General features: G+C 44.9%; 21 protein-coding genes. 13 read left to right on the top strand and 8 right to left on the bottom strand.

The window, feature by feature from the left end:
• Positions 1–283: 283 nt before the first annotated feature.
• From J4N40_RS21780 to J4N40_RS21735, 10 genes are all read left to right on the top strand, one after another.
• On the top strand, positions 284–913 hold the full coding sequence (locus tag J4N40_RS21780) for a PepSY-associated TM helix domain-containing protein (protein ID WP_021035904.1): 630 nt from the start codon (positions 284–286) through the stop codon (positions 911–913).
• 21 nt (positions 914–934) lie between these two features.
• On the top strand, positions 935–1,474 hold the full coding sequence (locus J4N40_RS21775; RefSeq protein WP_054576196.1) for a DUF2271 domain-containing protein: 540 nt from the start codon (positions 935–937) through the stop codon (positions 1,472–1,474).
• A gap of 15 nt (positions 1,475–1,489) precedes the next feature.
• Positions 1,490–2,320: a DUF4198 domain-containing protein gene (locus J4N40_RS21770; protein ID WP_025768070.1), complete on the top strand. Its 831-nt coding sequence runs from the start codon at positions 1,490–1,492 to the stop codon at positions 2,318–2,320.
• A gap of 42 nt (positions 2,321–2,362) precedes the next feature.
• Positions 2,363–2,683, top strand: a complete 321-nt coding sequence (locus J4N40_RS21765; RefSeq protein WP_005374251.1) for a hypothetical protein — start codon at positions 2,363–2,365, stop codon at positions 2,681–2,683.
• Positions 2,680–3,231, top strand: a complete 552-nt coding sequence (locus tag J4N40_RS21760) for a DUF6162 family protein (protein WP_250654513.1) — start codon at positions 2,680–2,682, stop codon at positions 3,229–3,231. The genes J4N40_RS21765 and J4N40_RS21760 overlap by 4 nt, the downstream gene beginning before the upstream one ends.
• A 22-nt stretch (positions 3,232–3,253) precedes the next feature.
• A complete protein-coding gene (locus J4N40_RS21755) occupies positions 3,254–4,180 on the top strand; it encodes a metal ABC transporter solute-binding protein, Zn/Mn family (protein WP_005374249.1) in 927 nt (308 codons plus the stop codon).
• Positions 4,180–4,908 carry a metal ABC transporter ATP-binding protein gene (locus tag J4N40_RS21750; protein WP_154204146.1) on the top strand — a complete coding sequence of 243 codons (729 nt, stop codon included), beginning with the start codon at positions 4,180–4,182 and terminating at the stop codon, positions 4,906–4,908. The genes J4N40_RS21755 and J4N40_RS21750 overlap by 1 nt, the downstream gene beginning before the upstream one ends.
• Positions 4,908–5,783 carry a metal ABC transporter permease gene (locus J4N40_RS21745; protein WP_250654512.1) on the top strand — a complete coding sequence of 292 codons (876 nt, stop codon included), beginning with the start codon at positions 4,908–4,910 and terminating at the stop codon, positions 5,781–5,783. Before J4N40_RS21750 ends, J4N40_RS21745 begins: the two co-directional genes overlap by 1 nt.
• A gap of 22 nt (positions 5,784–5,805) precedes the next feature.
• Complete coding sequence (locus J4N40_RS21740) at positions 5,806–6,675, top strand: metal ABC transporter substrate-binding protein (RefSeq protein WP_137282878.1); 870 nt, start codon at positions 5,806–5,808, stop codon at positions 6,673–6,675.
• Between the two features lie 215 nt (positions 6,676–6,890).
• Entirely contained in the window at positions 6,891–7,886 is a 996-nt protein-coding gene (locus tag J4N40_RS21735) for a porin (RefSeq protein ID WP_031780879.1), read from the top strand.
• A gap of 218 nt (positions 7,887–8,104) precedes the next feature.
• Here J4N40_RS21735 and J4N40_RS21730 read toward each other — a convergent pair whose 3' ends face one another.
• The 4 genes from J4N40_RS21730 to speA form a co-directional block, all read right to left on the bottom strand.
• A complete protein-coding gene (locus J4N40_RS21730; protein ID WP_154204148.1) occupies positions 8,105–10,270 on the bottom strand; it encodes a S9 family peptidase in 2,166 nt (721 codons plus the stop codon).
• A gap of 310 nt (positions 10,271–10,580) precedes the next feature.
• The gene (gene emrD, locus J4N40_RS21725; RefSeq protein WP_017635532.1) at positions 10,581–11,786 is read right to left on the bottom strand and encodes a multidrug efflux MFS transporter EmrD; all 1,206 of its coding nucleotides are present in this window, start codon (positions 11,784–11,786) and stop codon (positions 10,581–10,583) included.
• Positions 11,787–12,195: 409 nt separating this feature from the next.
• Positions 12,196–13,116 (bottom strand): agmatinase, encoded by a 921-nt coding sequence (speB, locus tag J4N40_RS21720; protein WP_017635531.1) that lies wholly within the window; start codon positions 13,114–13,116, stop codon positions 12,196–12,198.
• A gap of 1 nt (position 13,117) precedes the next feature.
• Entirely contained in the window at positions 13,118–15,028 is a 1,911-nt protein-coding gene (speA, locus tag J4N40_RS21715) for an arginine decarboxylase (RefSeq protein WP_054701946.1), read from the bottom strand.
• A gap of 323 nt (positions 15,029–15,351) precedes the next feature.
• Between speA and J4N40_RS21710 the strand changes: the two genes are divergently transcribed.
• Complete coding sequence (locus J4N40_RS21710; protein ID WP_195723061.1) at positions 15,352–16,077, top strand: MBL fold metallo-hydrolase; 726 nt, start codon at positions 15,352–15,354, stop codon at positions 16,075–16,077.
• A gap of 66 nt (positions 16,078–16,143) precedes the next feature.
• Here the strand turns inward: J4N40_RS21710 and J4N40_RS21705 are convergent, their stop codons facing one another.
• The 3 genes from J4N40_RS21705 to J4N40_RS21695 all read right to left on the bottom strand — a co-directional run bounded on the left by J4N40_RS21705 (position 16,144) and on the right by J4N40_RS21695 (position 18,487).
• On the bottom strand, positions 16,144–16,572 hold the full coding sequence (locus J4N40_RS21705) for an ATP-dependent zinc protease family protein (RefSeq protein WP_005384193.1): 429 nt from the start codon (positions 16,570–16,572) through the stop codon (positions 16,144–16,146).
• Positions 16,573–16,637: 65 nt separating this feature from the next.
• Positions 16,638–17,543 carry a 30S ribosomal protein S6--L-glutamate ligase gene (gene rimK, locus J4N40_RS21700; protein WP_005374224.1) on the bottom strand — a complete coding sequence of 302 codons (906 nt, stop codon included), beginning with the start codon at positions 17,541–17,543 and terminating at the stop codon, positions 16,638–16,640.
• A gap of 329 nt (positions 17,544–17,872) precedes the next feature.
• Entirely contained in the window at positions 17,873–18,487 is a 615-nt protein-coding gene (locus tag J4N40_RS21695; RefSeq protein WP_154204151.1) for a TetR/AcrR family transcriptional regulator, read from the bottom strand.
• A 155-nt stretch (positions 18,488–18,642) separates the two neighbouring features.
• Between J4N40_RS21695 and J4N40_RS21690 the strand changes: the two genes are divergently transcribed.
• Both J4N40_RS21690 and J4N40_RS21685 read left to right on the top strand, forming a co-directional pair.
• Complete coding sequence (locus J4N40_RS21690; protein WP_213879698.1) at positions 18,643–19,656, top strand: MBL fold metallo-hydrolase; 1,014 nt, start codon at positions 18,643–18,645, stop codon at positions 19,654–19,656.
• A gap of 95 nt (positions 19,657–19,751) precedes the next feature.
• Positions 19,752–20,096 (top strand): DUF5329 family protein, encoded by a 345-nt coding sequence (locus tag J4N40_RS21685; RefSeq protein ID WP_005384187.1) that lies wholly within the window; start codon positions 19,752–19,754, stop codon positions 20,094–20,096.
• Here J4N40_RS21685 and J4N40_RS21680 read toward each other — a convergent pair.
• The gene (locus tag J4N40_RS21680; protein ID WP_005384184.1) at positions 20,064–20,963 is read right to left on the bottom strand and encodes a LysR family transcriptional regulator; all 900 of its coding nucleotides are present in this window, start codon (positions 20,961–20,963) and stop codon (positions 20,064–20,066) included. The two genes, J4N40_RS21685 and J4N40_RS21680, sit on opposite strands and share 33 nt — an antisense overlap.
• Positions 20,964–21,290: the final 327 nt, after the last annotated feature.

The raw sequence follows: 21,290 nt of genomic DNA, 5'->3' as shown, positions 1-21,290 counted from the left end.
AGTTTATGGATAGCTTTTAAGCTTTTCATTAAATATACATAAAGGCGCATTTTGGTGGAGTCTATCCCACTTTTTAGTATTGGAAATATCATTAAATTTTGAGTCATTAAAATTGATAGGGTTATTATCTAGAGGGTAGGCAATCGGTAACTCGCATTGGGCCAAATAGCTAAAACATGTGCAAGCCAAGCTGAATTGAAAAAGTAAACAATGTAAATTAAATGCCAATACGAATGATTATCACCTAAATTATGCCCCACATTTATTGGTGATGATTGTTTCTATGTTGCTTAAAAGCAAAGGTGTTCAAACTTGGGCTCGCCGCCTACATATCTATATTTCGATGGCTCTTCTCTTAGTTACGCTGTTTTTTGCAGTAACTGGTATTACCCTCAATCGCCCCGAATTGTTTGAACGCAGTGAACCTATCATTCAACAACATACTCTGACGGTTCCGCACTCAGTTCTATTCTCACATTCAGATACCTTTCAACCTAATCGTGAAGAACTGGTAGCTTTCTTGACTAAAGAAACCGAGCTTCGCGGCACTCCCTCCGCACTAGATGTGTATACCGAAGTTGAGCAAGGTGAGTTGTTACTCGGAGAGCTTTCTATGGATTTTAAAGGCCCGGGTTATAACGCTACGGTCTTTATTGATATGACTACTGGTGCAGCAGACGTCGAAACGACGCACTACGGTATTGTTGCGCTGCTGAACGATCTACATAAAGGACGCAACAGTGGTGGGATTTGGAAGTGGTTTATCGACGTCACTGCGCTTTTGATGGTGTTTTTTGTTCTTACAGGCGTGTGCTTGTTACTGCCTAAGAAGAAGACGCTCAGAACGTCAATGCAATGGATGAGCTTTGGTACGTTACTGTCGCTCGTAATTTATTTTGTTGCTGTTCCATAACAGCTTTTTTAGAGAACACTTATGTTGAACACAGGAAGATTTTTCCGCCGTAATCACTTTTGTAAAGCCGCTTTGATCGCGGCTTTTACTCCTTTCTCTCTTTCCGCGGCGCCTCTACCAGATAACGCGAAGGTCGACTTCGAACTCGAACTTCCAAAGATAGATACCTCAATGTATGCACGCCCTTATGTGGCGGTTTGGGTTGAAAACGATCAGCGTAAACCGGTTAAAACCATTCAGTTATGGGTAGGGAAAGACGAATGGTTAAAAGATCTACGCAGCTGGTGGAGAAAAGCGGGTCGTTATGATCGTGAACTTGTTGATGCGGTGACTTCTGCAACACGTCCTGCTGGTCAATACCGCTTTGTCTGGGATGGAACCAATGACTCAGGGGAGCGTTTGGAACAAGGAAATTACACGTTGTACGTCGAAGTCGTTCGTGAACACGGTGGGCGAAACTACTTACGTCAAAAAATAACGCTAGCGGACAGTGACGTGCGCTATGAGCTTAAACCAACACAAGAGACGGGTGTCATCACCGTCAATTATCAAGTTAAGTGATTAAAGGACACAACAATGAAAACCAAAATGAAAGCAGTGGCATTGGCGAGTGTAATGGCAATGGGATTGGCTGTAACCACCACCGCACAAGCACATCCACGTTGGGTTCTGCCCTCTCACTTTACGGTTTCTAAAGAAGGCGGTGACTGGCTGACATTTGATGTTACTGCCTCTCACGGAACGTTTGTTTTTGATAAGCCTGCGGGTAGTGACCAGGCGTTTGTGGTGATGCCGGATGGCCGCTCTGAGCGTCCTAACTTTGTTGTTCGTGGCAAGCGTCGCTCTATGTTTGATTTCTTTTTTACAGAAGAAGGCACGCACAAAGTTGCGATTAATAATCAGCCGAGCTACTACACACAATACAAAGCGGGCCGTCGTGATACGGTGAAATGGGCGCGAGCAAGCAAAGCTGAGCGTGGTGATGTGCTTCCCGAGCAAGCGCGTGATGTGGTTACTCAACTAAGTTACACCCGAGCAGAAAGCTACATTACGGTTGGTATGCCAACGGACAAAGCGTTGGAGATTGAAGGCAAAATGCTAGAGATGAAACCGATCACGCATCCATCGGACATCATTGAAGGTGAGCCTGTGACTTTCCAGTTTTTCTTTAACGGAGAGCCACAAGAGGGCGTTACTGCTGAGATTACACGTGAAGGGACCATGTACCGAAACCATCAAGAACAAATCGATGTGGTGAGCGATAAAGATGGCAAAGTGATTTTCACGCCAGAAGTCGCCGGGCGCTACTTAATGAAAGCGAACTACAAAGGTGAATTGAAAGATAATCCATTGGCGGATAAAGCGAGTGCCAATGTTCACCTAACGTTTGAAACTCAACTTAACTAATCGAATTAGGCTCAGCAATTGCTGGGCCATTTTGGAATTATCATGAATAACACTTCTCTTCTAAAAGCGGTTTTGCTTTTTTCTGGATTTGCGTCCTTTCACGCTGCTGCACATTTTCCTCTGATGAGCTGTCACTTGGCGCAAGATAAAGTGATTTGTGAAGCGGGCTACTCGGATGGATCCACAGCGGTCGACTACGATGTCGAAATGTACGATTACGACGACAATCTGATCGCCAAAGAAAAAACAGATAAGCGTTCCATCGCAGAATTTACTCACCCTGAAACAGATTTCTATTTGGTATTTGATGCCGGACATGAAAGCCCGGTGGAAGTGGATATCGTTGAGCTGAAAGAGAAATGAGTGTACAGAAAGTTCGCCCTGATGATGGTAACCGAGAAGGAAAGTGGGTCGCACTGACAATCGCAGCAATTCTCAGTTCAGCAGCCATACTTATGCCCTACCATCAGGTCGCGACTGAAAAGCCAGACATGCAGTCTCATCAAGTGTTAATCACGGATTTACATCAAAATGAGTTGGGGTTGATCGCTGAACTTAAGCTCGCTCATGAAGAGATTCGTGATTTGCAGTTAGATACCGGAACTTGGCCTGAGATCTCTGATATGGAGGCGCTTTGGATTGCTCCTTTCGTGAAAGACCAAAATTGGAAGCGTAAAGGTTCTCATCAGTGGCAACGAATTGATGACGGTGTCTACATTGGCGTGAAGACCAGTGCCCAAGGCTCTGCTTCCATGCTGTTGGATAGCCGCAGTTCTCAAGCTGATATTTGGTTTAATGATTCTAGCCGTTCGTTAAATGTGGAGGGACTAAGCGAGCTAGCAAAACGCCACGATTTCGGGTGGAAACAAATCGTTCTGTCAGACTCTTCCTCTCACTCTCACGCCCATTAAGACAACATAATTGATAAGTACTATGATCAAACGCTCTCTTTTACGTCGTATTCTTACAGCCACCGCGTTATTAACGGTGTCTTCTACTGGCTTTGCTGCCGATAAACTCAGTATTGGTATTACGCTTCAACCTTATTACAGCTATGTTAAAGCCGTTGTTGGTGAGAAGGCGGACATCGTTCCTTTGGTTGATGCCGGTTTTAATCCTCACAACTATTTGCCACAACCTAATGATCTTAAACGCTTAAATGAAATGGACGTAATAGTGATCAATGGTATTGGTCATGACGATTTTGCACTGAAAGTGATCAAGGCTTCTCAGCGTGATGATCTCGTGGTTATCGAAGCGAACAAAGAAGTGCCTTTATTGCCAGCTATGGGGCAGTCTGTTGGTCAAGGAGCAGTGAACCCTCACACCTTTGTCGGTCTATCAACAACCATTCAAAAGGTTTACACCATCGCGAGTGAGCTAAGCCAATTGGACCCAGACAATGCTACGTTCTATCGCCAAAATGCTCGTAAATACGCGAAAACATTTCGCCTGATGAAGCGTGATGCAATGTTGTCTCTTGGTGAGTTGGACACGGCTGGTATGAAGGTGGCGACAACCCACAATGCTTACGGATATATCCTTCAGGAGTTTGGTGTTGACGTTGCCGCTGTCATTGAGCCTGCTCATGGCGTTGAACCAAGTGCAAGTCAGCTACAGGAAACGATAGAGAAAATTCGTGAATCGGGCATTGATGTGCTGTTTTATGAGCTCAATATGCCGAATCGCTTTGTTGATACCATCGAAGAGGCGACTGGGGTGCAGCTTTATCGCTTTTCTCACATGACTCACGGTGAGTATGAGGCTGATAAAGTCGAGGTTGAGATGCGAGATAATGTGGAAACACTAATCGAAGCCATGAAATTTGTGGCGAGTAAGCGAGCAGGGGAAAAGGCGTAATGACTGGACCTTCCGTTTCCTTAAGTAACGTGGGCCTAAAATACGCCGACAATATCATTTTGCAGAACATCAGCGCCGAATTCGAGAACGCGAAATGTCACGTGATTATGGGACCGAACGGCGGTGGTAAAACCTCTTTGCTTCGTTCGGTACTTGGACTCACGCCATTTTCGGGAAACATAGCGCTCAATTGGCCAGAACCATCAGCTGCATCGGGGAAGATAGGGTATGTGCCACAAAAAGCGATGTTTGAAGCAAGCCTCCCGTTAACCGTGATGGATTTTGTACTGCTTAACCAAACTCGTATCCCTCTATTTTGGCGACGTAAAACGAAACAAACTCAACATGCCCTGGCCCAGCTGGAACGCGTGGGTATGGCAACGCGTTGCGATCGTCGTATGGGGCAACTCTCTGGCGGTGAGCAACAGCGTGTTTTGTTTGCGCAAGCTTTACTGGATGAGCCCAATTTATTGGTTTTAGACGAACCTACAACTGGCATGGATGAGCAAGGTGTTCGATATCTTGAAGGTTTGATTCATGAAGTCGTTGGAGAAGGCAAAACGGTACTGGCAGTGCACCATGACGTGACCGCAGTGCGCCGTTTAGATGCGCAGGTCCATGTTGTAAATCGTCAAATTGTGGCGTCAGGGCACCATTCAGATGTGCTAAGTCCTGATCGTATAGAAACATTATTCAAGCACTACACAGCAAAAGTGGAGGCTGCATAATGGATTGGTTGCGAGAGTTAGCGGTTAGCGGCGTTGAATCTGGATGGTTAAGCGATAGCTTTTCTTATGCTTTCATGGTGAACGCAATCGTGGCAGCGCTGATATTAGGACCATTACTTGGTGGTCTTGGTACATTAGTCATCGCCAAGCGACTGGCTTTTTTCTCTGAAGCGGTTGGGCACGCTGCGCTTACCGGAATCGCGATTGGTGTGTTGCTCGGTGAGCCGCCAGAGAATCCGATCATCGGATTGTTTAGCTTTTGTATGATTTTTGCGCTGTTGCTTCACTTTGTTCGTAATCGTACGAATGTACCTTACGACACACTGGTTGGGGTTTTTCTTGCACTAGCGTTAGCGGTTGGTGCTGCACTGTTAATGTACGTTGCTCGCAAGATCAACATTCACATGTTGGAGAACGTGTTGTTTGGCTCGATCTTGACTGTGACGGACAACGATATCCTTATTTTAGCGATCAGTTGTTTGATCATATTACTGCTTCTTATTCCAACGTTTAACCGCATTTTGCTAACTTGTATCAGCCCGGATATTGCACGTGTACGCGGCTTTAATACCAGCTTTTATGATTACTTATTTGTCATGATGATCACCTTGGTCACCATCGCCGCGGTAAAGATTATTGGCGCGGTATTGGTTGGTGCATTGCTACTGATTCCTGGTGCAACGGCTAGGTTATTGACTAAACGCATGGGCTGTTTCGTTCTCCTTTCTTCTTTATTGGCAACCATTGCGTGTTTAGTAGGAACCATACTGCCGATGGAGCTTGAGCTACCAGTGCCATCAGGCGCATCCATCATCATTGTTTCTGCGGCATTTTTCCTAACAGCAACGGTTTACCGAATTATCCAAAAAGCGTAACCCTTTTTATAAAGTAATGAACATGAAGATAAAAAAATTAGCGATAACTTTTGGTTTGGTTGTAGCGACGACACTTCCATCGTGGGCAAGCGCCAAAGACATTTTAACCAGCACTCCCGTCACGTACATGTTGTCTGAGCAACTCATGAAAGGTACAGGGATAGAGACTCAGTATCTGCCTCCAAAGCGTTACGGCGTTGAGCGTCTTGAGAACTGGTTCGCAAATAAAGGTACAGAGCAAGTTAAGCAAGCGGGTCAAGCCGCGACGGTTGCTGTTACTCTTGGTGCGATTTGGAAACAAGACCCGACTTATGTTTACGCTCGACAGGGCAACATTCACTTGATTGAAATCGATGCATCGCAGGCCATTTCTCCTAGAGCTCAAGGAGTTGCAGTACTGACATTGGAAAACGGGTCAACATCGAAGTACGCATGGCTGAACCCTACAAACTTAATCCGAATGGCGGGCATTGTTGGAGAGGATCTACAACGTGTATATCCTGAACACCAAAAGGCTATTCAAACGAATCAACAGGCTCTTATGCTCAATGTGCGTGAACTGATCAACCAACAACAGGCAGAGATCTTCGATAAAGGCATCGATTCAGTGGTACTGATGAGTGAGTCATTAGAGGACTTTGCCTCTGGCAACCAATTGTTTGTGGTTGGGCGCGAATTTAAGCCGGAACTCGAGTGGACAGAAGAAGACAAATTATCTTTAAAAGCTCAGTTTGAACAAGATAAAACGCTATGGTTAGTGACGGATAAACGACCGTCGAAAACCTTGACATCGCTTATTAAACCGAGCCGCATACTGCAAATTGATGTTATTGACCGCTGGGGCAGTAAGGGTATCAAAACTGAGAAGCCACTCGCACGTTGGGAGATGTGACACGTAAAAAGCCACAGATTTTATGATGGGGAATGAAAAGTTCCCTATTTTTTTGTGACTCAGTTCAAAATGTGAGCATTAATACCACTGGTTGCATAAGAAAGTGTTTGTTTCATTTCTATTTCATTACTACTTTGTTATGTGTTCGTTGCGATTGATTCGGATTTAATCTGTTTCTAAGCGAACCGGTACAAACAACTATACGGATGTTAACAATGAAAATGAAAACTCTAGCCGTTGCAGTGGCGGCACTAGCATGTGGTTCACAGGCCTTCGCAGCAGAAGTTTACAACAGCGATGGTACATCTTTATCGATCGGCGGTCACGTTTCAGTTGGCGTGGGTGAGTATTTCGAAGAAGATGTAAAAGTTCACCAAGTGTCTCCACGTATTAACGTTGCGGGTAAGAAAGACATTGGCAACGGTATTACTATCGACGCTAAAGGTGAATGGGCGCTTAACTACCTAAACGGTGGCGAGCAATCGTTCAAAACTCGTCTAGGTTACATCGGTGCTACTCATGAGCAGTTTGGCCGTTTAGTAGCAGGTACTCAATGGTCACCTTACTACGATGTCGCTGGCGTTGCGGATCTACCAATCGCGTTTGCGAACGACTTTTTGTACGACAACCACGGCAACCTAGGCTCAGCTCGTGCTGATAAAATGCTTAGCTACCGTAAAGGTTTTGAATTTGGTGAAGGTTTTGCTTTCAACCTAGGTCTAGGTTGGCAAGGTGAGCAAACTTCAGATGCAACAACATACGAGCAACGTGGTCAAGTTGCATTGAGCGGTTCTGTAGCTGGCTTTGGTCTAGGCTACGTATACAGCGGCGGTGATGTTAAAAACGCGACTCTAGGTACTAAGAATGCTGAATCACACCTATTCTCTGTAAACTACGGTCAGTACGGTTCAGGTCTATACGCAGCAGTAGTATACGGTATGAACGAGTACTTCTACCAAATGCGTAAAGACACTTCTCAACTTGAAGCTCTTTTGGCATACGGCGTAAACGATTGGACATTCAGCGTTAACTACGAAGGCGTAGAAGACGAAGAAGACAACAAGACACTTTCAAGCGAAACTGCGCTACAAGCAGAGTACGCTGTAACTCCTGCTTTCGTAACGTTTGCAGCTTACCAGTTTGATCTAGGTAACGACTACAACAATGAAGAGAACGACTACTGGACTCTAGGTGCTCGTTACTACTTCTAATAAATAGGCCAGTTTCTACTGCCTAAACACATTTATTGTGTTAACGCCTACTCGTTGTGAGTAGGCGTTTTTCTTTCTGCTATCCTTTGGCTATAAGAGACGCTAGTCATTCTGTGCTTAGGTAACCCCACTCTTTGTTTAGAGAGTGCGTCTATAAAAAATGCCCGCAACTTGCGGGCATTTTTGTTGTTAGAAGAGATGCAGTTCTATTAATACGCTTATTTTTTATCGAGTAAATCGAGGAAGAAGGCATACTCTAGCGCATCTTCTTTTAAGCGCTTAAATCGACCAGATGCGCCGCCGTGTCCGGCTTCCATATCGGTTTTGAACAACAAGACGTTATCGTCTGTCTTCATTTCACGAAGTTTGGCGACCCACTTCATTGGTTCAAAGTACTGTACTTGAGAGTCGTGCAAGCCAGTCGTTACCAACATGTTCGGGTAGTTTTGCGCCTTGATGTTGTCGTAAGGCGAGTAACTCAACATATAGTCATAGTATGTTTTGTTATTTGGGTTACCCCATTCATCATACTCATTGGTGGTCAATGGAATCGATTCATCGAGCATGGTGGTTACCACGTCCACAAACGGAACATGTGCACCGATACCGCGGTACAGTTCTGGTGCTTGGTTGATGATAGCCCCCATTAAGAGACCTCCTGCAGAGCCACCAACAGCGAAGACTTTATCTTTCGCGCCGTAGCCTTGTTCAACCAAACCTTTAGTCACATCAATAAAGTCGTTGAATGTGTTTTGCTTGGTTAGTTTTTTACCGTCTTCATACCAAGGGCGGCCAAGCATTTCAGATCCACGAATATGAGCAATGGCGTAAACAAAGCCGCGATCCAATAGACTCAAACGTGTCGAGCGGAAAGTTGGCTCAATGGTTGCGCCATAAGATCCATAACCATATTGGTAGAGTGGATTCGTACCATCTTTCTTAAATAAGTCTTTACGATACACCAAAGAAACGGGTACTTCTTTACCGTCACGGGCTGTGACCATGATGCGTTCTGATTGGTAATTGTCAGGATTAAAATCACCAAGTACAGGTGTTTGCTTCATGATTTCTGACCCGCCCGTTTTTAGATCGAAATCGTAGTAGGTTCCTGGAGTGGTTAAACTGCTGTAATAAATACGAACTTTCTCGTTATCCAGCTCTAGGTTACCTGTCAAATAGGCAGCAAACGCATCGTCATTAAATGTGAGGGGGAATTCTTTTCCTGTTGAAAGCTGACGTACAGTGACGCTTGCTAGGCCGTTAGAGCGCTGCTCATAGACGATGTGATCATCGAATAACTCGAAGTCGACAAGTTGAGTGTTGTCGTCTGCGGCAATCACATCTTGCCATTTAGAGCGGTCATGCATGTCATTTTGATGAACTTTCATCAAACGGAAGTTGACGGCTTGATAGTTAGTATAAATGTAGTACCAATCGCCTAGCTTAGAAATACTGTATTCAATGCCATCTTCACGAGGATAGAACGGTTTCGCCTTTGCTTTAGGGTTGTTCGCATCAATGATAGAGACCCCACTGGTTTCTGTACTCGAATGCCAGATATAAATATCTTCGCCATCTTTGCTTTTGCTTAGTGAGGTGTAATAGGCGCTGTCGGTTTCCTCAAAAATCAGCTCATCGCTGCTTTGTGGTGTGCCCAATACATGACGATAAACTTGGTAGCCCAATAAGGTCTGTGGATCTTTTTTGATGTAGTAAAAGGCGTTGTTATCGTTCTGCCATGCGACAGCGCTTGAGGCCCCTTCGATTTCATCTTGTAGGTAATTGCCTGTTGTCAGGTCTTTGATCTTAAGGGTGTACACGCGGCGGCTTAATGTGTCTTCGCCATACGCCAATAAGTTTTCATTCGGACTAACGTATAGGCCGCCGATACTGAAAAATTCATGTTCTTTTGCTAGTTCATTGACATCTAAAATGATTTGTTTGTCTTTGCCTGCAAAGTCTTTAGCTCGCAAATGGACTTCGTACTCGTTATCTCCGGTCACTTCACTGGAGTAGAAGTAGTTGCCTTTACGAACCGGTACTGAGTTGTCGTCTTTTGCGACGCGCCCTTTAATTTCTTCAAATAGCGTATCTTGAAGTGTTTCAGTGTGCTTTAGAACGGTTTCTGCGTACTGATTTTCTTTCTCTAGGTGCTGTAAAATTTCAGGGTCTTTACGTTCGTCGTCACGCATCCAGTAGTAGTTATCAACGCGGGTATCGCCATGAATAGTCATCGCGTGAGGGACTTTTTTCGCAACCGGAGCTTGAGTTTGTTGAGCAACGATCTGTGTTTGGGAGTATTGAGTCATGCTGGGGATTCCTTGATTGCTGCATCCGGCGACAAGCGCGACCGAGACGGCCAACGTAGTTAAAGTGAAACGCATCTGATTTTATCCTTATTGTACACCCAAGTGGCCTCATCCTGAGGGCTGGGCTTTCATTTTGTTAGTGGTTTTCAGTTGTCCATTCTTTGTTATGGGGTATACCGAAAAAGTGAGAATCCTCAATATTTCGAGTTGGATACTCAATTTGAAGGGAGCTGAAAACACATTGTGTAAGCAGCTGTTATTTTTAACAAATATCAATTCGAAAGTTAAATCATTCTCATCGGGAAATCGATATAGTGTGATATGAAAAAAGGGACACACTTGTTGAGTGTGTCCCTTTTGGACTTTGAAAGTAAGCTGATAATGATCAGATAACTTGCGGTACTTCGTTTGAGTGATTGTGTGCTCGATTCACCCACATTAACCCAAGCATTGCAATTACCGACATTGCCATCATCAAAATGCCCAAAGGCATCTGGTTATGCGCTGGAAATAGTGACGCGAGCAAAGTTGCGACACCTGCCCCCAAGTTTTGCATGCCACCCAATGTCGCGCCTGCTGTTCCTGCATGGTATGGGAATGGCGCAATCGCTCCAGTTGTTGCTGCTGGGAAGAGAATACCTGCACCCAAAAAGTACACGGTTGCGCCTCCAACCAGCGTTAATGCAGTGGTTAAACCAAACAAGCCTGGGATGAGCACAATAGCAGAGCCCACAAAAATAGAGACCAAGCCTACATTTAAAGCACGACGCTCAGAGCGACGTCTTGCGATGTAGCTAGATAAGCCTGCACCCACCAAGTAACCTGGGATCGGCAATATAAACAGCAAACTTACCGTTGTTGCTGGTAATTCTAATACCCCACCTAACAACACCCCAGCCGCCGCTTCGAATACACCCACACCAGCGAATGTTGCAACCAGGCAAATCAAAAAGCCTTGAAAGCGACGGTCAGACAAAACGTGTTTGTAGCTTTTGGCTACTGGTTCGAATTTGCGTTTCTCTTTTGGTAGCGTCTCCATCATGCTTGTCATCATGGTGATCACAACCGCGATAGCAAATAGCGCTAAGAACAAGTAGCTCGACCGCCATCCGAAAGCTTCTGTTAGGTAGCCGCCTAATACTGGTGCCATTAATGGTGAGAAAATCACACACATGCTAATTAAGCTGTTTGCTCTGTGTAGATCAGAGCCTTCAAAGCAATCGCGAGTCAGAGTGCGTGACATCGCACCGCCGCAGCCAATACCTAAGCCTTGGATAAAGCTACCAATCAAGAACCATTCAAATTGATGTGCAAATAATGCTACCAGTGTACCCACGATGTAGATAAGCAGCCCGACGATGATGATCGGTTTGCGTCCCAAGCGGTCCGATAGTGTGCCATACGCAAATTGCGACAAGCCATATGGGATTAGGTAACAAGCCATCACAGCTTGAAGTGATGACGCAGATACCAAAAACTCGCCCGCCATATGACCGATTGAAGGCACGTACATTGTCTGGGTCATTTGACCCACGGCAGTCAATATAGCGATTAAAAAGGTAAGTTTCGCTAATGGAAACGAAGCAGACATTTGCGTATCTCTCCAAAAAATTTAAGACGTAAAAACCCTTAGCGCTCTTTTATAGAGTGTCAACTGAATTCTTGTGTTGCGGGGGTATTTGCGCGAGATAATAGTGCTTGCTTGTATAATTAGCAATCGAAAAGTGTGAAGTTGAGCAAGATAAAAATCTATGATTTCAATTAGAAAAACTAATCCGATTTTGTATTCAAAAAGCGGTGCATTTCTTTGTCTAATTACGTTAAACCTTTTACTTTTCGTGAATAGAATGAGCCTTATAGGTAACTGGTTTTAATGGTTAAAGTGCAAAAATAAAGCGTCTGCTCGGTTGATCTGAGTTCAAGATGAAACGAGTGAATAAAAGGTAGAGGAAGGCATCAGAAAGAAAAGGGAGCCGAAGCTCCCTTAGAAATGATTATGTCTATTCGCGCTCAGATGCGTATGCGTAAAGCATTTCTAGTGCGATGGTTGCTCCCGCTAGTGCGGTAACATCACTGTGGTCGTATGGAGGCGATACTTCGACAACATCCATACCCACGATATTCATGCCGGCTAAACCACGAATAATTTTCAGCGCTTTGTCTGAGTTCAAGCCACCACAAACTGGTGTACCAGTTCCCGGTGCGAAGGCCGGGTCTAAGCAGTCGATGTCAAAAGTAACATACACTGGCTTGTCTGCGACGGTGCGACGAATTTCTTCTAGGATCTCGTTCACAGGCATGTCATTCGCTTGCATCGCATTAATCACATTGAAGCCGTGATCTTGCTGTTTGTACTCCGTACGAATGCCGATTTGTATTGAGTTCTTCGCTGAGATCAAACCTTCTTTCGGCGCATGGTAGAACATCGTACCGTGGTCGTATGAACTGCCATTTGCATAGGTGTCCGTATGAGCATCAAAGTGAATCAAAGCCATTTGGCCATGATGCTTCGCATAGGCACGCAGGATAGGTAGCGTAATGAAGTGGTCACCGCCCAATCCCAACATGGTTTTACCACTTTTTAGAATTTCACTGGTTGCCGCTTCAAGGCGGTAAGTAAAATCTTCCGCATCACCGCAATCGAACACGAGATCACCTGCGTCGATCACTTTCAGTTTATCCAATACGTTGAAGCTCCACGGGAACTTCTTACCTTCCCATGCCAAGTTGACTGAGGCACGGCGAATTGCATCTGGACCCATACGCGCACCTGGACGCCCAGATGTTGCCATGTCCAGAGGGACTCCCAACACCACAACGTCTGCGTCTGCCGATACCGGGTTACGAATGTACGGCAGACGTAAAAACGACATAGAGTTGGAGTAAAGCGAATAATCAGTTTTAGTAAACAAATCATTCATATCAGAAGTCCTCTAAATAGGTGTATCCTGCTAGACCTTGTTCTAGTTCTGCTAGGATTTGTGCTTGTTCATTGGCTTCAACTCGATGTGAAACCAATTGTTTATAATTGTCACGAATCGCATCCACGTCGATATGAACGTAGCGCATCATGTCTTCTACACTATCACCTTCGTTGATGTAACTGATCTCAAATTGACCGTGTTCATCAACATTGACTACAGCACTGTGGGTATCACCAAATAGGTTGTGCATGTCACCAAGGATTTCTTGGTATGCGCCTACTAGGAAAAAGCCCATTAAGTACGGTTTGTCTTTGCTCCAAGCTGGTACAGGTAGCGTGCTCTCGATGCCTTGACCATCAACGTAGTGATCGATCGCGCCATCAGAGTCACATGTGATGTCCAACATCACTGCACGACGCTCTTCCGCCTCGCCCAGACCAGAAAGTGGCAGAACAGGGAACACCTGATCAATACCCCAAGCATCTGGTAGAGATTGGAAGAGAGAGAAGTTCACGAAGAACTTATCCGCAAGACGTTCGCTCAACTCGTCCAGAATCGGACGGTGGAAGCGATTCTTAGTGCTCATCTTGCGGCTTAATTCGAAGTAAATGCGCAGTGACAATTGTTCTGCCCACGCACGTTGTTCCAAGTTAAGCACGCCTGTAGCAAATTGAGAGTGCACTTCTGCCAAATCACTTTGGGTATCATTGTAAATCTCAATTAACGCACGAGCGTCTGTACCATCTTGTAAGTTTTCCCAGTTTCGCCACATGTTTTGTAGCAAAAGCGGAGCGTCATCATCAAGCTCATGTACTTCTTCCGGTAGGTACGATTCGGTACCAATTACGTTAGAAATCAATACAGCGTGGTGCGCTGTTAGCGAGCGACCCGATTCCGAAATGATCACTGGCATTGGTTGTTCGTATTGCAGACACACATCGCCCACTGTGTTGACGATATTACGTGCGTATTCTGCAAGGCCGTAGTTCATCGAATTCGATGATTGGCTGCGTGTGCCGTCATAATCCACTGCCAAGCCGCCGCCCACATCGAAGTACTCGATGTTTGCACCGAGTGCGCGTAGTTCGCAGTAGAAACGTGCAGACTCGTTCACACCATTGCGTACATCACGGATGTTTGCCATCTGTGAACCAAGGTGGAAGTGAACCAGTTGCATCGCGTCTAGATTGCCTTCGCGTTTAAGACGTTCAATAACGCTAAGCACTTGCGATGCTGATAAACCAAACTTCGATTTTTCACCGCCACTTGCTTGCCATTTCCCTGCGCCTTGAGAGGCGAGGCGAATGCGTAAACCAAGGCGCGGCTTTACGCCCAAACTTTTCGCTTCTTCTAGTACCAGATCCAGCTCAGAAAGCTTCTCTAGTACGATGAATACCTTGTGACCCAGCTTTTCACCGATCAGTGCAAGACGCACATACTCACGGTCTTTGTAGCCATTACACACGATCACGGAGCTACCTTGTTGAGCCAATGCAAGTACCGCCAACAATTCTGGCTTGCTACCCGCTTCAAGACCAAGCTGCTTGGTTTCTAGTTGAGCTTGGCTCGCTAGAATTTCATCCACCACTTCACGTTGTTGGTTTACTTTAATTGGGTACACCAACAAGTATTTGTTTGGATATTGGTATTCTTCAATTGCTTGGTTGAATGCGTGGCAAATACCATGCACACGTTGGTGCACGATTTGCGGGAAGCGTACTAATACAGGCAGATTTAACTGCTGCGCTTCTAGCTCATTTACAATAGCGCTGAAAGGGATTTGATGTGCACGATCACTACGTGGTGATACATATACTTCGCCTTGGTCATCAATGCCGTAGAAACCTTGGCTCCAGTAGTGAACGTTGTAGTCCGCGCGGATGCGGTCTAATTTAGTTGCTTTTTCCAACTCGATTCTCACAAAAATGTACTTAACTTCTTAATTAATTAGAAGGAAAAGTACAAAAAAGCAAATCATGAGGCATTTACCTCATACCCTGACACGAACTCCGTGTGCGCGCATTAACGGATAAAAGGGCCCTTGAGTCTAATGATTAAAATCTATCATCTCGATTATGATTTGTTGTCGTCGCTACGTGTGAATATTTGTTTACCGAAGCGTCCATTCTGCTGTTATAGTTGGTCTGACCAGTAAGGGTTCGGTCATGAAGCATCTCACTAAAATAAGGACATATTTTGCAGCTGCACAGAGTTCAGGGGTACATTCAGACCATGTATCTCGCCGAATATCCCGATAAATTATTGTTGCTTGATGGTGCCAGTCGAGCAGACATCCCTCATCTTAAAGACTTTATTGAACATCAACTCCATCGTCCTTTTTCTGACCTAAAGTTGGTTGTTGTGACCCACATGCATCCAGACCATGCTGGTGGTGCGCACAAACTACGTGATTTAACAGGATGTAAGCTATTGGCCGCAAAGCGAGAGAGCCAGTGGTATAGCGGTGTAGACGGTTGGCTAATGCATTTGACCGATTTGATGTTAGCACGCTGGATGGCGAATCGGATGCGTAAACCAAAGCAAAACCTGTGGTATTCCCGCAAGCTAAAGCCAGATATTGAACTTATTGATGGACAGTTTATTCCTGGATTTGATGATTGGCAGGTGCTAGAAACGCTAGGGCATACCGACCGAGATCTGTCGGTTTATCATTCTGAACAAGATGTGTTGTATGTGGCGGATTTAATGGTGCAGGTGAAAAAGCATCTGATTGCGCCGTTTCCTATATTTCATCCGAATCAATATCGGCAATCATTAAAGCGTGTGTTTGAGATGAATCCGCAATGTTTGCTTTTGGCACATGGGGGAGAGGTGACTTTGGATGAAAAAGCGTATCAGCACATTTTGAATACAGCGCCGACTAAACCAATGACGCACTGGCGAGTGACAAAAGTTAAAGCGAAGGGATTGTTGTTTGCGTTATTTCGTAGGAAGTAGGCGAAGATAAAGCCAGACGAGTGATGCTCAACAAAAACGTTCGATCACTCATCTGAAGCTACGGGGTTAAGATGCCAATAAGTGAGATTGGCTAGGATCAACGAGCACCTTGTCTGCCATGCCCTGACGACCTAACAACATCATGTAAGTCATTTTTTCACGGTTAGTCAACGTAATGTCGATTGGCCATTGTTGGTCGCCCATACGCAGCATCGTCGTGATCACGCAGCGGTGCTCAAAAGTACCGTTAGAAGATTTAACCTTACGGTTTGCTTTTAGTTTCGCTGTGCAGCGAACCACTTGTTCTAAATGGTATACATCTGGGTGCAAATCGAATGCAACATAAGACTGACCATCTTTTTCAAAGCAATCAATATTGTCTACATGTAATGAAGAGGTTTGAGCGCCTGTATCAATACGCGCTTCAAGGTGAGTAATCCCTAACTCTGGCAAGCAAATAGCTTCGGCATTCCCAATGATCATTTTCTGATTCATAGTGTCATCCTAGCGACGAGTAACAAGAGAGCCGGTTTTTGGCTCTCTTGTGCGTTAAACAAAAATCAACCTTTACCGCGAGTACGGTTTGAATTTGGCTTAGCGTTTTTCTCGATAAAATCGAAGATCATACCTGCAATGTTTTTACCCGTTGCTAGTTCGATGCCTTCTAGACCAGGAGAAGAGTTCACTTCCATTACCACTGGGCCATTTTTAGATTGAAGGATATCCACACCACAAAGGTTCAAGCCCATCACTTTCGCTGCATTTACAGCGGTCGCACGCTCTTCTTTGCTCAAACGCACGAGTTGTGCAGAGCCGCCACGGTGAAGGTTAGAACGGAACTCGCCTTCTTTTGCTTGGCGCTTCATTGCGGCGATTACTTTATTTCCGACAACAAAACAACGGATGTCCGCGCCTTTTGCTTCTTCGATAAATTCTTGCACCATGATGTTAGCTTTCAAACCCATGAAAGCTTCAATCACGCTTTCTGCCGCTTTATTTGTTTCAGCAAGTACAACACCAATGCCTTGAGTGCCTTCTAGCAATTTAATCACTAGAGGTGCGCCACCAACGTTTTTGATCACGTCCTGAATATTGTCAGGATGGTGAGCAAAGCCAGTGCGTGGCAAACCGATGCCTTTACGTGATAGCAGTTGTAATGAGCGCAACTTGTCACGAGAGCGGCTGATCGCGACAGATTCGTTGACACAAAATGTACCCATCATTTCAAACTGACGTACAACAGCAGTGCCGTAAAACGTAATAGATGCCCCAATACGCGGAATAACAGCATCGTATTGCGGTAATTCTTCACCCTTGTAGCGGATCTTAGGGTTGTTGCTCGTAATGTCCATATAACAGTGAAGCGTGTCGATCACATCGATTTGATGCCCACGTTCTTCACCCGCCTGTTTTAGGCGCATGGTTGAATATAAATTCTCATTACGAGAGAGAATAGCAATACGCATGGCAATTCCTTAGTAAGTCAGTACCAAATTAAAATATAAGTATAGAGCATAGAATGCAGTAGGCAGGTGATCATGTTATGACATAACCTACTTACTTCAACGATTTAGAATTGTGGTTGAACAACCACGTCGTCAGAGGTGCGCACCTTAGGGCGTTTTTTTGTGAGATGAAAACGAAAAAGCATCGTCGACACGACAAAAATATTTTATCGAACGATCACGCCTTGCGGTATGAGACTGTCAAGGGTGAGATAAATAAAATTGAGCAAAAATTTCATCGCTTTGTCACGAATTATCGCTTAAAAAAGCGGCCAATTTGACCGCTGTTTTTAGCTGTTTTGATAGTGACTTAAAAAAAGTTCCGCCGTTTGGGTAGCTAACAGCCTAGATTCTTCATTCGACAAAGAGGGGCGAATTCCCATTAACTGCGGCCAGAATGCACTGCCTTTAAGTAAGTTGTGCAATTGAGTGCTCGCTATATGTACATCATCAATTTGCAAAGCGCCAATGTTCGATTTCTCAGTAAGCCAGCGGTACAGGGCGGTTTCCTGTTTCGACATTTGTTCTGCTTGTTCTTTGAGATCTTCCGGCTTAAATAAGAAGTGCCCGAATGCCACTTTTGCCAGCTCAATATAGTTTGGTTCCGTCACCACAATGATCTCGCTGTAGAGTAATTCAATCAATTGATCTTTTAGCGGGAGTGTTGGTAAACGTTCAATGTCGCTATCCATCATTGAAGAACGCCATAGTTCGGTTAGTAACTCTGTCACGATCGCTTCTTTAGAAGGGAAATGGTTGTAGACCGTGCGCTTAGAGACTTGCGCGATTGAAGAGAGCTTATCCATGCTGGTGTTTTGCACCCCAAACTCTTGGAACGCTTGCTTTGCTGCGCACAGGATGGCTTCTCTTTTGGTTTCGCTACGACTTTTTCTTTTTACATTCATAAGCTTGCTAAGTTAAGAAGATCATTTCTTGATCTATTTTACACTAAGTAGTTTACTTTTGATAATTAGAATGTAAACTGCACCGTGTAGTTTACTTTTGTTCGGGTTAACTTTTTATGAAAAAAACTTTGCTAGCCACAGTAGGAGCGTTCACGATGGGTACATCCATGATTTCTTGTTCTAATGTTGATACTGAAAAAGCGCCAACATACCCGGACAAATTTGCAAATACAGAGTTGGAATACAAAAGCGGTTTGGGCGACATGTTCGAAATCATGAAAGCGTATTTTACGACTGAGCGCCTTAACCCAACACCAACGATTGAAATTCCAGTGCATGCGATCACAGCGCGGCAACTGTTAGAAGAGCAAGATGACGTCATCTATCGTCTGGGTCACTCAAGCGTATTAATGAAGCTCGACGGAAAACTGGTGATGACCGACCCTGTATTCAGTGATCGCGCGTCTCCTGTACAATGGGCAGGGCCAAAACGCTTTCACCAAACCCCCATCACGATAGAAGATTTGCCAACTATCGATGTGGTGGTGATCAGTCATGACCATTACGATCACCTAGATAAAGCTTCTATCAAAGTGCTAGGCGACAAGGTGGGCACTTTCTTGGTGCCGTTAAAAGTTGGCCAATTGCTGGTGAATTGGGGTGTACCCAAAGAAAAAGTGATCGAACTAGACTGGTGGGAGTCACACTCTGTTGACGGCATTGAATATACACTAACTCCGACTCAGCATTTCTCTGGTCGAGGTTTGACAGACCGCGATACGACGCTGTGGGGCAGTTGGGTTATCAATGCACAACAACACAAAGTGTTCTTCAGTGGTGACTCTGGTTACTTCAATGGCTTTAAAGAGATTGGCGAAAAGTACGGTCCATTTGACTTCACCATGATTGAAACAGGTGCGTACAATGAACTCTGGTCAGACATTCACATGTTCCCAGAGCAAAGCGTTCAAGCACACATCGATGTGCAGGGCAAAGTTATGATGCCGATCCATAACAGCACGTTTGATTTATCGATGCACGATTGGAATGAACCGATGCAACGCGCGTTAGACATCAGTGAAGAGCGCGGTGTAACGTTAGTTAGCCCTGAGATCGGTCAACGCTTGGCGATTGCGGAGCCTCAGCCTGCTCAGGCATGGTGGCAATAATTGCTGAACTAAACAGCCAAACACCAGAATAGTTAAGTCACTTATCAGTAGTTACTATTAGTAGTTACGTGGTCAGGGATAAGGATAAAGGTGCGATGAAAGCAAAGTGGACGTTGTTACTTACATTAAGCATTCTGCCGACCTTTGCACTAGCAGGGGTAGAGCAAGATATCTCGACGTTGATAAAACGATTTGAGCAATCCTCTTGCACCTTTATCCGCAACGGCAAGGCGTACACTAATCAAGAAGCGGCAGAACACATGCGCAATAAATGGGATTACGCCAAAGATGACGTTGATTCCGTGGATGTGTTTATAAAAGAGGTCGCGTCAAAGAGCTGGTTATCTGGCAAACCATATTGGGTGGATTGCCAAGAGGAACGCATTACCAGCGAAGAGTGGCTAACATCATTGATGCGCGCCACCGATCACATCCAATAACACTTCTTTGATGGTCTGATAGCGCAGAGGTAGAGCACGACTGCGCTTACGAACTAGAAATAGCTCTTCACATACAGTGTTTTTCAATTGAGCAATGTGTAACGTGTCTTTTAGCGGAAAATTGTCGACCGCACTTTGAGGCAGCACGGTGAAGCCAAGTCCTTTGCTGACAGGTAGCAAAATTTGGCTCAATTGATTTACGTAGCCGGATAATGGTAAATCGCTCATCTTAATTTCTTGGAGCTGTGGTTCTTCACACTGGTCAAAAAACAGCGTCATGTAATGCTCTGCATCAGGGTGGCTAATGACACCACAGTCATGCAAGAGTTGTGGCGTTATCTGCTTATTTTGATAATGCTTTGGCAGAACCAAGCACAACCTCTCTTTACCAATTCGCTCACTGTGAAACAGACCTTTGTTGGGAACATCAGTCACGATACCAATATCGATGTGCCCTTGCGTTATGGCGTTGAGAATAGATTGATTTGGCGCGGCTTCTAAATGTAACGATAAGCTCGGGTGCTGTTTTTGCTTCTCCAAAATGGGCCCATACAACATTAACGCCATTGCACCAGAACAAGCCAGTTTACAGTGGCCTGAAAACGCATCATCAAAACTGAGCTCTTCGAGCAGCTTCTTCTCTCTATCTTCTAACTCGAGCGCATATGCGTAGACAATCCTGCCTTGCTCGGTTAATTCGAAGCTCTTGTTTTCGCGCTTGATCAAGGCATGCTGACAACTTTGCTCTAATTTTTTGATGTGTTGGCTGACGCCAGGCTGAGTCATAAAAAGTTTTTCTGCCGTTTGCGTAAAATGACCGACTTCAATCAATGTCTTAAATGTATGTAACCAAACAGGATTAAGCATAGTGTGTGATTTTCTGAGAGCTTTGTTGGGAGACGTAAAGAAAATGATAGCACGGTGTTTTATGAAAACAGAGAAGACTTAAACGATAAAGATGAATCGTTATCAATACATTACAGACAAAATAAAACCCCGCCTGGTTTCCCAGACGGGGCTTATTCTTTTTCGCAGCAATCCAGCTACTAATAGGTGCTCCCTGCATCTATCCTTGATTGTGGCTAAGTCCTTTAACCGAGTTCCTTGTTCATCGCCTTCCTAGCGGTGTCCATTCTTGCCTATCATCCTGACGGGCGAACTCTATCCTAGAGCTTAACTACATCCTTGCTGACA

Source organism: Vibrio sp. SCSIO 43097, from assembly GCF_023650755.1.
GTDB classification, from domain to species: Bacteria; Pseudomonadota; Gammaproteobacteria; order Enterobacterales; family Vibrionaceae; genus Vibrio; species Vibrio alginolyticus.
This window is presented reverse-complemented; position numbering and strand designations above follow the sequence as displayed.